Genomic DNA, 11,732 nt, shown 5'->3' on the forward strand with positions numbered 1-11,732 from the left:
GCGCTGCCGGTCCGTCAGAGCGACGGGTAGGCATTGCGCAGGAGCTCCTGGAACTGCGCGGAGAACCAGTGGCCCGAGATGGGGGCGTTGGCCAGCGCGCCGGAGGGGTTGTTGCCGTTGCGCGGGTTGCCGCCGTAGGTCGGGTCGCACATCCGGTCGAAGCCCTTGCCCTCGTTGTTCGGGATCTGGGTGCTGGAGCCGTCGGACTCGCCCGGCGGCTTGATCCAGACGTAGGCGTCGATGTTCGGCTTGGGCGCGGCCTTGGGCCGCTCACCGAGACCGGCGCCGGACTGGTTGCACCAGTTGCCCTTCTGGATGCGCTTGTCGATGCGCGACTGGTCGACGTAGACCGACGGGTCGGACGAGGTCGACTTGGCGGTGGGCCTGCCTGCGCCGCCCCAGCCGTTGCGCGAGGTGTCGATCAGCATGCCGACGCCCGCGTCGAAGCCGTTGGCGACCAGCTCCTGGCGGAACGCGGTGGCGAAGCCGAGCTCACCGTTGAAGTCGTTCCAGTCGACCCACTTCGACTTCTCCTTGACCGCCTGACCGCCGACCACGTCGTCCACCGACCAGAACGGCTCCTCCAGCGCGGAGTAGTTCGCCGTGTTGGTGATGAAGCCGTGCACGTCGGCCTTGGTGGCGCCCTCGCGGCCCAGGATCGAGGCCATCATCTTCGCCGAGGCGTGGAAGTTGTCGTACTCGGGGATCGGGTCGCCCCACCCGATCCAGCCGTGGTGGCCGGAGTCGAGGTAGTTGTAGACGTTGCCGATGTCGCCGAGCTTGGACACCGCGTACGCGACGCCGTTCTGGTAGTTCTGGTTGGCCTTCATCGTGTCGCAGTTCGGCGTCTGGGTCGGCCGCGGCGACACGTTGGTGACCAGGTTCGGCAGCGAGTCGATCTCGATCACGGCCACGATGCGCAGGTTCGCGTAGGCCGGTCGGGCGAGGATGCCCGCGATCTTGTCGATGTACTCGGTCTTGTAGCGCGGCAGGTCGTTCGGCCCGAGCTCGCCGTTGGAGGCGAGCGCGGCGCAGTCGCGGCCGGGCAGGTTGTAGATGACGACCTGGAAGACCAGGTTGCCGCCGGGAGCGGTGCGGGCCTGCTTGACCGCCTCGTCCAGGTGGTCGACCAGGCCCATGCTGCCCGTGGTGGGCGAGCCGTTGCCGTCGATCGCGCTGATGCGGTCCATCCACACGCCGGTGGGCTGGTTCGCGATGCGCGACCCGCCCGGCTCGGCGGCGGCGCGGGCCGACCACTGCGGGTTGACGTAGACGCCCGCACCGACGTACGGGTTGTCGACCCTGGTGCCGGGCTGGTTGTTCCCGGAGGTCGTGGTCGTCGTGTTGCCACCGGTGGTCGTGGTCGTCGTCGTGGTGGACGTCGGGCCGACCGAGCCGGTGCAGACGGTGCCGTTCAGCTTGAACTGGGTCGGCACGGGGTTGCTGCCGGTCCAGGTGCCGTTGAAGCCGGGGGACACCGACGCGTTGGTGCCGAGGCCGGGGCTCCAGGTCGGGTTGGTGACGGTCACCTTGGCGCCCGACTGGGCGAAGGTGCCGTTCCAGCCGGACCCGACACGCTGACCAGCGGCGAAGTCCCACTCCAGGGTCCAGCCACCGGTGATGGCGTCCCCGAGGTTGGTGACCGTGACCGTGGCGCCGAAGCCGTCGGCCCACTGGTTCGTGACGCTGTAGTTCACCCGGCACCCCGGTGCGGCGTTGGCGCTCGGGCCGCCCACCACGACCGCGGTCGCGGCCAGAGCGGTCACCGAGAGCGCTGCCGCGGTCCCGGCGAAACGCCGTGACCGGGCAAAAGTGCGCAGACTCATGCATCGCCTCCTTGCGAGCAATTTGCCGTCTGGGAGCGCTCCCAGCCCTTCTCGCCGATGCCGCCGTCGACGCAAGACCGGGGTGTCGGGATTGGGAGCGTTCCCAGAAAGGACCGTAACGCACGACACGTGACGTTTACCAGGCTCGATTTGGCAGAAAAGTCGACTTCTCGACTTACCGCAATCGTTTCCATCGCTCTGACCTGCGGTTTTGTCGGTGCGGTTTCGGAGGTTCGGCCGATGCGTGGTCACTGTGCGTGGCAGACGGCGGGTGGGCGGTCCACCTGTTCAGCCGCTCGTGACCGGTGGAGCGGCGGTGCTAGACGGCGTGCGCGTAGGCGCGGGCCCACGCGCGGGGCGGGCGCGGGCGGGGCCGGTCAGCCGGTGGGGAGCGCGCCGAGCCGGGTGACCACGGCGCCGAAGTCGGCGGGCTGGACGGTCATCCACGGCGTGCCGCGCTGGTCGACCTCGAACTGGAGGTAGCGGCCGGTGGGGGTGTCGAAGAAGGTGAGCGGGCGGGGCGAGCGGACGCGCCTGCCGGTGCGGTCGCGCGTGGTGGAGAACAGCTGGCCGCCACCGGCGCGGGGTTCGGCGAGCAGCTTGCGCAACTCGCGGACCTGCTGCTCGTGGGCGTTCGCCGAGGGCAGGTTCCGCTGGAGGAACGAGCCGTTCTCCTGAGCGGGCGCGGCCGGTTCGAGGGCGTCGAGCGGCAGGGTCAGCGCGCGCCCCCGACCGGGCCGGGCCTGGGGGAGCGCGGAGACGAGGGAGGCGACGGCGTCCTCGGGGCGGACGGGTTCGAGGACGAGGTGCTTGTCGGGGCGGACGACGACGCGCAGCGCGTCCTGCCCGGACACGGAGACCACGGCGGAGCGGGTGCGCTCGTCGGCGGCGTTGAAGAACGCGTAGTAGTCCCGACCGGGGTCGGCGACCAGTTGGAGCGCGCGGGCCAGGTCCTGGCGAACCTCGCGCCCCCGCGCGAACCCCGCCGCCTCCAGCGCGGCCCACCCGTCCCGGAAGGCGGCGAGCCCGCTCGCCAGGTCGCCCTCGGCGAGGGCGGCGTCGTCGAAGTCGAGCTCGACGATCAGCGCGCGGTGCAGTTCGCCGAGCCCGACGGCCTGCCAGGCGACGTAGACCGCCGCGGCGGGCAGCACAACCCTGCCGTGCAGCACTTGCCAACCCCCGTGCGGCCGGACCGTCCGTTGTGGACGGCCTGACCCTCGTGCTCCTGTTGCCTTCCTTGGCTTTTGTGGTCCTGCTGGTCGCTGTTCGCCACCCGTACCTGTTACCCGCTACCCGTTACCCGCCGATGACGGGGGGCGCGACGAGCCGGTCGTCCTCGTAGTAGGCGTCGGTGGCTTCGAGGTACTTGGCCGAGTGCTCCACGTCCTCACTCCCCTGCCCACGCCCACCTCCGGCGCCCATCCCGCCGGCGGCGCCGCGCGCCCCGGCGGCACCCGTCACGCCGCCACCACCGGTCCCGGAACTGCCGCCGATCCCGGAGCTGCCACCAGCGCCGAGCGCGGCGGCGGAGCCTCCACCCCCGAGCGAGCCAGCACCGGAACCACCAAACCCGCCAGCACCACCAACCCCGCCGCTCTTGCCAAACCCACCGGCGCCACCGCTCCCGGCGCCACCAGCACCGAATCCACCGGTCCTGCCGATTCCACCGGAGGCCCCACCGACACCACCGGCGCCGCCACGCCCACCGGCGTAGGAAGAACTCCCACCGGAGCCACCACCGGGCCTGTACCCACCACCCCCGACACCACCGCTCCCACCGGGGTAACCACCACCGGTGTACCCACCACCTCCGACGTACCCGCCGCCGGCGTACCCACCGCTCCCGGTCCCACCGGTCCCGCTCTGCCCGCCACCACCGGAGGGGTAAGTGCTCCCCACCCCACCGGGGTAGGTGCTCCCAGGGTTGGCGACGGCGGGGCTGGCGGACCACGAGGGCAGGGTGGTCGACCCCCCACCCCCACCGGGCGGAACCGCGTACCCGGCCGTGGACACCCCCGGCTGGTAAGCGCTGGGCGTGTAAGACCCCTGCCCGAACCCACTGCTGCCAACCCGCCCGTCGTACCCGCTATGCTCCTGGGCGGAGTCGATCTTGGAGGACGCGGGGTCCTCGACGCTGCCGTTGGTCTCCTCGGGACTGTCGAACTGCGGCATCGAGGCGGTGATCTGGCTGATCCGATTTCCGTACTCCTCGTAGACCCGCATGTTCTGCGCGTCCACGGCGGCGCTCTTCTCGACGGCCTTGTCGTAGTCGGTGTCCCAGGGGACGAAGTCCTGGTACCAGGGCTGATCAGGAAGCGCGACCGACGGCTGCACGGAGTTCTTGGCCCGGCTGTAGGCGTCCGCAGCATCCGTCATCGCGCCGGCAGCGGTCCGGGCGCCGTCCGAGGCGGCGAGCGCCCACGAGGAGAGCGGGGTGGTCGCCGCGCGCATGGTGTCCGCCGCAGCGCCCTGCCAGGTGGCCCCGGAGTCCTTGATCGCCTGATCGATCAACCGGGCGGCTTCCTCCTGGCTGTCAGAGACCGCGGCCCAGCCCTCCCGGACACTCTGGGCGTTCTGCACGACCCCGCCGTCCTGGAACCACTTGGGGATGCTCTTGGCGTACACCGCTTGCCCGAGAGGACCGCCGATGAGCACAGCTTCACCAGCCACAGCTCACCCCTTCAAGTTCTTGACGATGACAGAAGCGAACCGCCTGGAGTAGTCACAGGGATTAGCGTGCTCAGGCGACGACTCCACAGAGGTCAGCAGGCCCGACATGAAAATCTGGCCATCCGCCACGCTGACAGCCGTGGAACAGCCCACAATCCCGTAGGAATTAAAACCGGTTATGGCCGGATAACCGTCGACAGCGGTCTTCTCGACGTTGTCCCACTCGCTCCCCAGATTCCTCTCCGCAACTTCGTAAGGAAAATGGAAGTCATAGACGACAACGCTGTAGTGCGCCCCGACAACGACGCTAGCGGGCTGCCAAGAGCAGGAGACGGACTTTCCCAGACCGCTTTCGTCGACCTTGACGCTAGAAGGCTTGAAGGAACCGAATTCAGCCAACTGGGCCACGCCGACGAGAGCACAGGGGTCGTCGGCGCGGGACCTGAGGCTCAACTCGGCAGGTCGCCCCGGATCAGAACTGGAAGGCGCAGTCTCACCAGAGGGCGCCCCGGCACCCTGGACGGCTACCGCCCTCCCCTGCTCCGCAGTGGAGGAACAAGCAGCAAGAGCAGCGATGAGAGGCAGGATCGCCGCGAAGCGCATGAGAGAATTCACAGCCCGGTACCCGAGTTTTTGAGAGCGTCGGAAGCCGCACCATCGACTTCTTCGTACTGCTTGATCGCTTCATCAAGTTTCGCGATGGTGCGGACGGCCACTTCACCGGCTTTTTTGTTGGCCCAGAGGTAGCCAACGCCCTGACCGGACAGGGATCTTTCGTTCGCCTCCCCCAGGGAAGCGCTGTGAGGGTCGACGCCAAAAGATTTTTTACCCTTGAGGGCGTTCAGGTCGCTGTAGGACCCGTAGAAGGTCTCGACCACCTTCTCCAGGGACGCGCGCAGCGCCTTCGCCCCTTCCAAGGAGACCGTGAACTCGGTCTGACCGCTCTGGTGACCCCCGGCCGAGGAGGCGCCGCCCGCCCCACCGGCGGTGTCCGCCCAGAAACTGATCTTCCCCGCGACGATCCCGCCAGCGCTGTCGTCAGCCACCAAGTCCCCCCGGACTCCGCAGAACAATGATCTTGCCTCAGGGCTCGGCCCCGTTCGGCAAGCACACGATAATGCACGCCCGCGCGAACCGAGGCGCTTTTCACGACCCAAGAGAAACTTCACCCGCTCTGTGCACGAAATGCACCCGAAAGAATGCCCAGGGTCACGAACCGGAGCGGTGAAGCACGAACAGCGACCGATACGCACGACACGCAGAAGGGCCGGGCCCTCGAAGAACGAGGTGCCCGGCCCCACGAACGCCGAGCGGATCAGCCCTTCACCGTCTCCACCACCAACGCCGCCACCTTCCGCGACACCTCACAAGCCGCAGCCGCCTCCGGCAGCGACCCGTTCGTCACGCTCACCATCACCTGGAACGTCGTCTCCGCCGACGCCGCCACGATCGTCGTGCAACGCCCCTTCCCGCCCGCGACCGGCGAGTGGGTGAACGCCTCCAGGCCGCCCACCACCGCCTCCTCCTTCACCGAGGACGACTCCGCGAACCGCACCGCCTTCGCGAACGTCTCCTCCGGCAGGACCACCGTGTACCGGGCCCCCTTGGTCAGGTCCACCGGGTTCCAGACGCACGAAGGGCTCCCGCCCGTGTTCCCCGGCTCCGGGTCGTCCAGCGCGGCCAGCCCCGCCACCTGCGCCGAGGTCAGCAGCCCGCACGGGTTCGCCTCGTACTTCGACAGGTCCAGCCCCGCGCCTCCCTTCGCCGAGGAGCTCGGCGCCGCGCTGGTCTTCGACTCGAACTCCGGAATGCCCGAGGGTGCCTCGACAGGCGCGCTCTCCGGCAGGGCCTTGCCCGTCGACGCGGTCGAGCAGCCGCTCACCGCGACCACCGCGGCAGCCGCTGCGATCGCCCAAAAACCCACTCTCACGTTCAACTCCTGTCACAGGCGCCCCGACGAGGGGTCAACCCGATGCCGCAGCGCCCAGGTCCGGTCCGACCGGGGCGGGGAAGGTCGGGGCGCGGCCAGCGGGCCGGCGGTCGCGGGGACCGGCGGGGCGGGCCGCGCCCGGAGCGGATGATGTCAGAGCGCCGAGCCCGGCGTCCGGGAAATCCATGATCAGGTCAGCGGGCACTTCGCCGGGTCACCCCGCGATCACCTTGAGCCACCGGAGAAAGCGGGCAGACCGGAGTGGACGGGCGTCGACCACAGTGGACACGCGCGCAGGGTGGGTGCGGCGCACCCTTCTTCCGCCCCACCACCCGCGCCACGCTCGATCACATGAACAGCACCCCGAAGGTCGTCCTGATCACCGGCGCCTCCTCCGGCATCGGCGCCGCCACCGCCAAGGCCCTCGCCGCCGCGGGCCACCACGTCGTGCTCGGCGCCCGCCGCACCGACCTGCTCGACGCGCTCGTCGCCGAGCTCGGCTCCGGCTCCGCCCACCAGCTCGACGTCACCTCGAAGGCAGGCTTCCAGGCCTTCGCCGACGCCGCGCTCGCCGAGCACGGCCGCATCGACGTGCTGGTCAACAACGCGGGCGTGATGCCGCTGTCCCCGATGGCCGAGCTGCGCACCGACGAGTGGGACCGCATGGTCGACGTCAACCTCAAGGGCGTGCTCAACGGCCTGGGCGCCGTGCTCCCGACCATGCTCGCCGCGAACTCCGGCCACCTGGTCAACGTCGCCTCGATCGCCGCCCACGAGGTCGTCCCGACCGCCGCCGTGTACTCGGCGACGAAGTTCGCCGTGCGCGCCCTGTCCGACGGCCTGCGCCAGGAGCTGTCCCCGAAGGGCGTCCGGGTCACGACCGTCTCGCCCGGCGTGGTCGAGTCGGAGCTGGCCGACACCATCACCTCGCCGGAGGCCGCCGAGATGATGCGCAGCTACCGCCAGGTCGCGCTGCCCGCGTCGGCCATCGGCGACGCGATCGCGTACGCGATCGACCAGCCCGCGACCGTCGGCGTCGCCGAGCTGATCGTGCGCCCCAGCTGACCGGGGTCCGGCGTCCCCTCCCGACTGACGACGGGAGGGGACGCCGACCTCAGTGCCGCCCGGCCTCCTGGTCGGTCAGCACCCGCACCGCCTCCTGCACCGCCGCCAACCGCGCCCGCCGCACCGCCTCCGACACCGGCCGCAGCGCGTCGTCGCGCCCCCGCGTCGCCGACGCCGACACCGCACCGCCCGGCGCGTCCGCCGACGCCACCGCCAGGATCGCCGCCACCTCAGCCGCCCGCTGGAGCACCCGCAGCGACCTCGGCGGCATCCCGGTGGGCCACTCCTGGGCGCTGCTCTCGGCGACCAGCGCGGCGATCTCCTCGCGCACGTTCTGCCGGTTCCGCGCCACGTCCAGGGTCACCAGGGAGGTCGTCGCGCGCCGCAGCGCGTCGGCCAGGCCGTGGTCGGCCTCGCCGAGCGGCACGTGCTCGGGCGGGGTGGTGGTCGGCAGGTCGTACGCCGTCCACCGGACCACCCCGTCCGCCACCCGCTCGGGCACCAGGCCGACCCCCAGCTCGGGCAGCACCGCCGCCTCGCCGACCCCGAGCGCCGCCTGGCTGAGCGGGCCGCGCCCGCCGAGGCCGCGCGCGTCACCGGGGACGGGCAGCACCAGCCGGACCGACGTCGCCGACGCCCGCCTCAGCGCCGCGAGCAGCAGGGCGGGCCCCACCGGCGGCTCACCCGGACCGGGCAGGTCCAGGGCCGTGGCGGTGCCGTCGTCGTGGGCCGCGACCTCGTGCAGCCCGCCCCACCTGCCCAGGGCGTCGAGGACGTCGTCGGCCGCAGCCGCTCCGTGCAGCCACCCGGACGTCCAGACCACCAGCGTCGCACTCGCACAGGACACGACCGCCAAAGATACGCGGGTGCCCGCCCGGTTTCAGGCAGCCGGGCCGACGTGTTCGGCCAGCAGTGCCCGGAACTTCTCCACGCCGTCACCGGAGCCGAACGCCCGGTGCGGGACCGCGTACATCCCGGACTCCGGCGTGCGCAGCACGAACGTGCGCCCGGTCTCCGACCAACCGGGCAGCCGCGCCCAGTCCACCTCGCTGCGCGCGGCCCCGCTCACGGCCATCCGCAGCGAGTGGCCGTCCGCGCTGCCGGTGACCGCCTTGGCCGCGATCGGGTGGTTGTGGAAGCTCACCCACGTGGTCACCGGCACCATCGCGGCCATCAGCGCCGCCAGCACGAGCGCCACGACGCCGGGCACAGTCGGGCCGATCACCAGCACCACGACCCCGAACACCGCGAACGCCGCCGCGAACCACGGCACCCACCGGTACAGGGGCACGGCGGTGCGCAGCGCGGCCCGCCAGTCCGACGGGTGCGGGGTCCAGGCGAAGTCGACGCTCCCCGTCGCGCCCGCGGCGGCGGGCATGGCGGTCGGGTCATCGGCCGCGACGCCCTCGGCGGTCCCGGCCCCGGTCGGCTCAGCGGCGGCCCCGCCCCCGACGGGCACGTCCTCGGCCCTCTCCCCCGTCACGACGCCGTCTGCGGTCGCTGCGGGCGCCTGGCCGGCTCGCAGCACATCGGCGCGCACAGCTCGCCGTTCACCGTGCACCCGGCGGAGGTGAAGTCCGACAGCTTGCGCGGCTCGGCCCCGGACGTGTGCTCGGCGACCAGCTCGGCCACCAGCTGCGCGAAGCGCGGGTCCCCGTTGGGCGTGGCGGCGCGGGCGAAGCCCATGCCCAGCTCCTCGGCCTTCTCGCGGGCCTCGGTGTCCAGGTCCCAGACCACCTCCAGGTGGTCGCTGACGAACCCGATCGGGCACACCACGACGGCCGGAACGCCCTTGCCCGACAGCTCCTCGACGTGGTCCACGATGTCCGGCTCGAGCCACGGGATCTGCGGCGGCCCGGAGCGGGACTGCCACACCACGTCGTAGTCGGCCACGCCGAGCCGCGCCGCGACCAGGCGGGCGGCCTCGGCGATCTGCCGCGAGTACCGGCCACCGCCCTCCTCGGGCGGACCGGCGGCCTTGTCGGCGGAGATCGGGATCGAGTGGGCGGTGAACACCAGCCGGTACTCGGCCAGGCCCTCGGCGGCGGCGCGGACCGCGTCCGCGAAGCAGTCGACGAACAGCGGGTGGTCGAAGAACTGGCGGAGCTTCACCAGCTCGGGGGCGTCCTCGCCGACGGCGGTGCGGGCCCGCAGGATGTCCTCGTCGTACTGCCTGCACGCGGAGTAACCGCCGTACGCGCTGGTGGGGAACACCAGGGCGCGCTTGACGCCTGCGGCCTTCATCTCCGCGAGGGTGTCCTCGACCATGGGGTGCCAGTTGCGGTTGCCGAAGTAGACCGGCATCTCCAGCAGCGGCTCGACGGCGGCGATCGCGGACCGGTTCAGCTCGTTGATCGGGGACACGCCGCCGAAGTGCAGGTAGTGCTTCTCGACCTCGTCCAGCCGCTCGGGCGGCACGCCCCGGCCTCGGGTCACGTTCTCCAGGAACGGGCGGACGTCGGCCGGTCCCTCCGGGCCGCCGAAGGACAGCCACAGCAGCGCGTCATAGCTCACCGGCCCATCCTCGCGCCACCCCTGATCGCCCGCACAACCGGGTCGGTGTGTCCGACCCGGTTGTGAGGAGCGCTACAGCGAGTGCGCGGCCACGGCGGACAGCGTCACAGGCCGAGGAAGTGCACGCCGCCGTCGACGAACACCATCGAGCCGGTGGTCGCGGGGAACCAGTCGGACAGCAGGCCGCAGACCGACTTGGCGACCGGCGTCGGGTCGTCCACGTCCCAGCCGAGCGGCGCCCGGTCCGCCCACATGCTCTCCAGCTCGCCGAAGCCGGGGATCGACTTGGCGGCCATCGTGCGGACCGGACCGGCGGAGACCAGGTTGACCCGGATGCCCTTCGGGCCGAGGTCGCGCGCCATGTAGCGGTTGATCGACTCGAAGGCGGCCTTCGCCGCGCCCATCCAGTTGTAGGCGGGCCACGCCTGGCGGGCGTCGAAGTCGAGGCCGACGATCGACGAGCCCGGCCCGAGCAGCGGCAGGGTGGCGGCGGCCAGCGCCTTGTACGAGTACGCCGACACGTGCATCGCGGTCGACACGTCCTCCCACGGGGCGTCCATGAAGGGCGCGCCGAGGCAGGACTGGGGGGCGAAGCCGATGGCGTGGACGACGCCGTCGAGGCCGTCGACGTGCTCGCGGACCCGGTCGGCCAGCGTGTCCAGGTGCTCCTGGTTCTGCACGTCCAGCTCGACCACGGGGGCGGGGGTGGGCAGGCGCTTGGCGATGCGCTCGACCAGGCTCATCCGGCCGAAGCCGGTGAGCACGACCTGGGCGCCCTGCTCCTGGGCGACCCTCGCCACGTGGAAGGCGATCGAGGCGTCGGTGATCACACCGGTGATCAGCAGGCGCTTGCCCTCAAGCAGTCCGGACACGAGATGTTCCTCCGTCGTTCGGGGTTGTTCTGGTCGTTCGGTGGGGTCGGGCGGGCCGGGACGGGGTCAGTGCCCCATGCCGAGGCCGCCGTCGACGGGGATCACCGCGCCGTTGATGTAGGCCGCGCTGTCCGAGGCCAGGAAGGTGACGGCGGCGGCGACCTCGTCGGTGCTGCCGTACCGGCCCGAGGGCACCTGGCCCAGGATCTGCTTGCGCCGCTCCTCGGACAGCACCTCGGTCATCTCGGTGCTGATGAAACCGGGGGCCACCACGTTCGCGGTGATGTTGCGGCTGCCCAGCTCGCGGGCGATCGAGCGGGCCACGCCCACCAGACCGGCCTTGCTCGCCGCGTAGTTGACCTGGCCGGGGCTGCCCATCAGGCCCACGACCGAGGAGATGAACACGATCCGGCCGTAGCGCTTGCGCAGCATCCCCTTGGAGGCGCGCTGGGCCACCCGGAACGACCCGGTCAGGTTGGCCTCGACCACCCGGCTGAACTGCTCGTCGCCCATCCGCAGCAGCAGGGTGTCGTCGGTGATGCCCGCGTTCGCGATGAGCACCTCCACCGGCCCGTGCGCCGCCTCGACCTCGGCGAACGCCGCGTCGACCTCCTCGGCGGAGGTCACGTCGCACTTGACGCCCAGCAGTCCCTCGGGCGCGCCCGAGCCCCGGTGGGTCACCGCGACCTTGTCGCCCTGCTCGGCGAACGCCCGAGCGATCGCCAGACCGATCCCGCGGTTGCCGCCGGTCACCAGTACGGACCTCGCCACGCCCTCAGCTCCCATCTGCGCCGGTTCATCTGCGCTGGTTGATGCCGCCGAAGGCTATCGGCTCGCCCCCGAAGGTCCCGCATC

At 71.3% G+C, this 11,732-nt stretch carries 12 protein-coding genes; 1 reads left to right on the forward strand and 11 read right to left on the reverse strand.

Features of this window, described 5'->3' with window-relative positions; translation table 11 throughout:
- Positions 1 to 14: 14 nt before the first annotated feature.
- From LV78_RS25620 to LV78_RS25645, 6 genes are all read right to left on the reverse strand, one after another.
- Positions 15 to 1,766, reverse strand: coding sequence for a glycoside hydrolase family 6 protein (locus LV78_RS25620; protein WP_308208750.1), 1,752 nt, complete (start codon positions 1,764 to 1,766; stop codon positions 15 to 17).
- A gap of 437 nt (positions 1,767 to 2,203) precedes the next feature.
- Complete coding sequence (locus LV78_RS25625) at positions 2,204 to 2,995, reverse strand: ESX secretion-associated protein EspG (protein WP_253848176.1); 792 nt, start codon at positions 2,993 to 2,995, stop codon at positions 2,204 to 2,206.
- A 127-nt stretch (positions 2,996 to 3,122) separates the two neighbouring features.
- A complete protein-coding gene (locus tag LV78_RS41015; RefSeq protein WP_308208751.1) occupies positions 3,123 to 4,496 on the reverse strand; it encodes a PPE domain-containing protein in 1,374 nt (457 codons plus the stop codon).
- Between the two features lie 3 nt (positions 4,497 to 4,499).
- Complete coding sequence (locus LV78_RS25635; RefSeq protein ID WP_253848177.1) at positions 4,500 to 5,099, reverse strand: DUF3558 domain-containing protein; 600 nt, start codon at positions 5,097 to 5,099, stop codon at positions 4,500 to 4,502.
- Positions 5,100 to 5,107: 8 nt separating this feature from the next.
- Positions 5,108 to 5,542, reverse strand: coding sequence for a hypothetical protein (locus tag LV78_RS25640; RefSeq protein WP_253848178.1), 435 nt, complete (start codon positions 5,540 to 5,542; stop codon positions 5,108 to 5,110).
- Positions 5,543 to 5,811: 269 nt separating this feature from the next.
- Positions 5,812 to 6,426, reverse strand: a complete 615-nt coding sequence (locus LV78_RS25645; RefSeq protein ID WP_253848179.1) for a DUF3558 domain-containing protein — start codon at positions 6,424 to 6,426, stop codon at positions 5,812 to 5,814.
- A 351-nt stretch (positions 6,427 to 6,777) separates the two neighbouring features.
- On the opposite strand from LV78_RS25645, the gene LV78_RS25650 reads away from it, so the two are divergent.
- A complete protein-coding gene (locus LV78_RS25650) occupies positions 6,778 to 7,491 on the forward strand; it encodes an SDR family oxidoreductase (protein WP_253848180.1) in 714 nt (237 codons plus the stop codon).
- A gap of 49 nt (positions 7,492 to 7,540) precedes the next feature.
- Here LV78_RS25650 and LV78_RS25655 read toward each other — a convergent pair whose 3' ends face one another.
- From LV78_RS25655 to fabG, 5 genes are all read right to left on the reverse strand, one after another.
- Positions 7,541 to 8,338 carry an Rv1486c family protein gene (locus LV78_RS25655; RefSeq protein WP_253848181.1) on the reverse strand — a complete coding sequence of 266 codons (798 nt, stop codon included), beginning with the start codon at positions 8,336 to 8,338 and terminating at the stop codon, positions 7,541 to 7,543.
- A 33-nt stretch (positions 8,339 to 8,371) separates the two neighbouring features.
- On the reverse strand, positions 8,372 to 8,974 hold the full coding sequence (locus tag LV78_RS41750) for a YcxB family protein (protein ID WP_253848182.1): 603 nt from the start codon (positions 8,972 to 8,974) through the stop codon (positions 8,372 to 8,374).
- Positions 8,971 to 10,005, reverse strand: a complete 1,035-nt coding sequence (locus tag LV78_RS25665) for a ferrochelatase (RefSeq protein ID WP_253848183.1) — start codon at positions 10,003 to 10,005, stop codon at positions 8,971 to 8,973. The genes LV78_RS41750 and LV78_RS25665 overlap by 4 nt, the downstream gene beginning before the upstream one ends.
- A 104-nt stretch (positions 10,006 to 10,109) precedes the next feature.
- Entirely contained in the window at positions 10,110 to 10,877 is a 768-nt protein-coding gene (gene fabI, locus LV78_RS25670; protein WP_253848184.1) for an enoyl-ACP reductase FabI, read from the reverse strand.
- A gap of 66 nt (positions 10,878 to 10,943) precedes the next feature.
- The gene (fabG, locus tag LV78_RS25675; protein ID WP_308208752.1) at positions 10,944 to 11,648 is read right to left on the reverse strand and encodes a 3-oxoacyl-ACP reductase FabG; all 705 of its coding nucleotides are present in this window, start codon (positions 11,646 to 11,648) and stop codon (positions 10,944 to 10,946) included.
- Positions 11,649 to 11,732 lie beyond the last annotated feature (84 nt).

Source organism: Actinosynnema pretiosum, from assembly GCF_024171695.1.
Taxonomy (GTDB): domain Bacteria; phylum Actinomycetota; class Actinomycetes; order Mycobacteriales; family Pseudonocardiaceae; genus Actinosynnema; species Actinosynnema pretiosum.

Bases quoted from the DNA above. Each gene is read 5' to 3' on its own strand.
- LV78_RS25650 (WP_253848180.1), top strand. From the start codon at position 6,778: ATGAACAGCACCCCGAAGGTCGTCCTGATCACCGGCGCCTCCTCCGGC.
- LV78_RS25635 (WP_253848177.1), bottom strand. From the start codon at position 5,099: ATGCGCTTCGCGGCGATCCTGCCTCTCATCGCTGCTCTTGCTGCTTGT.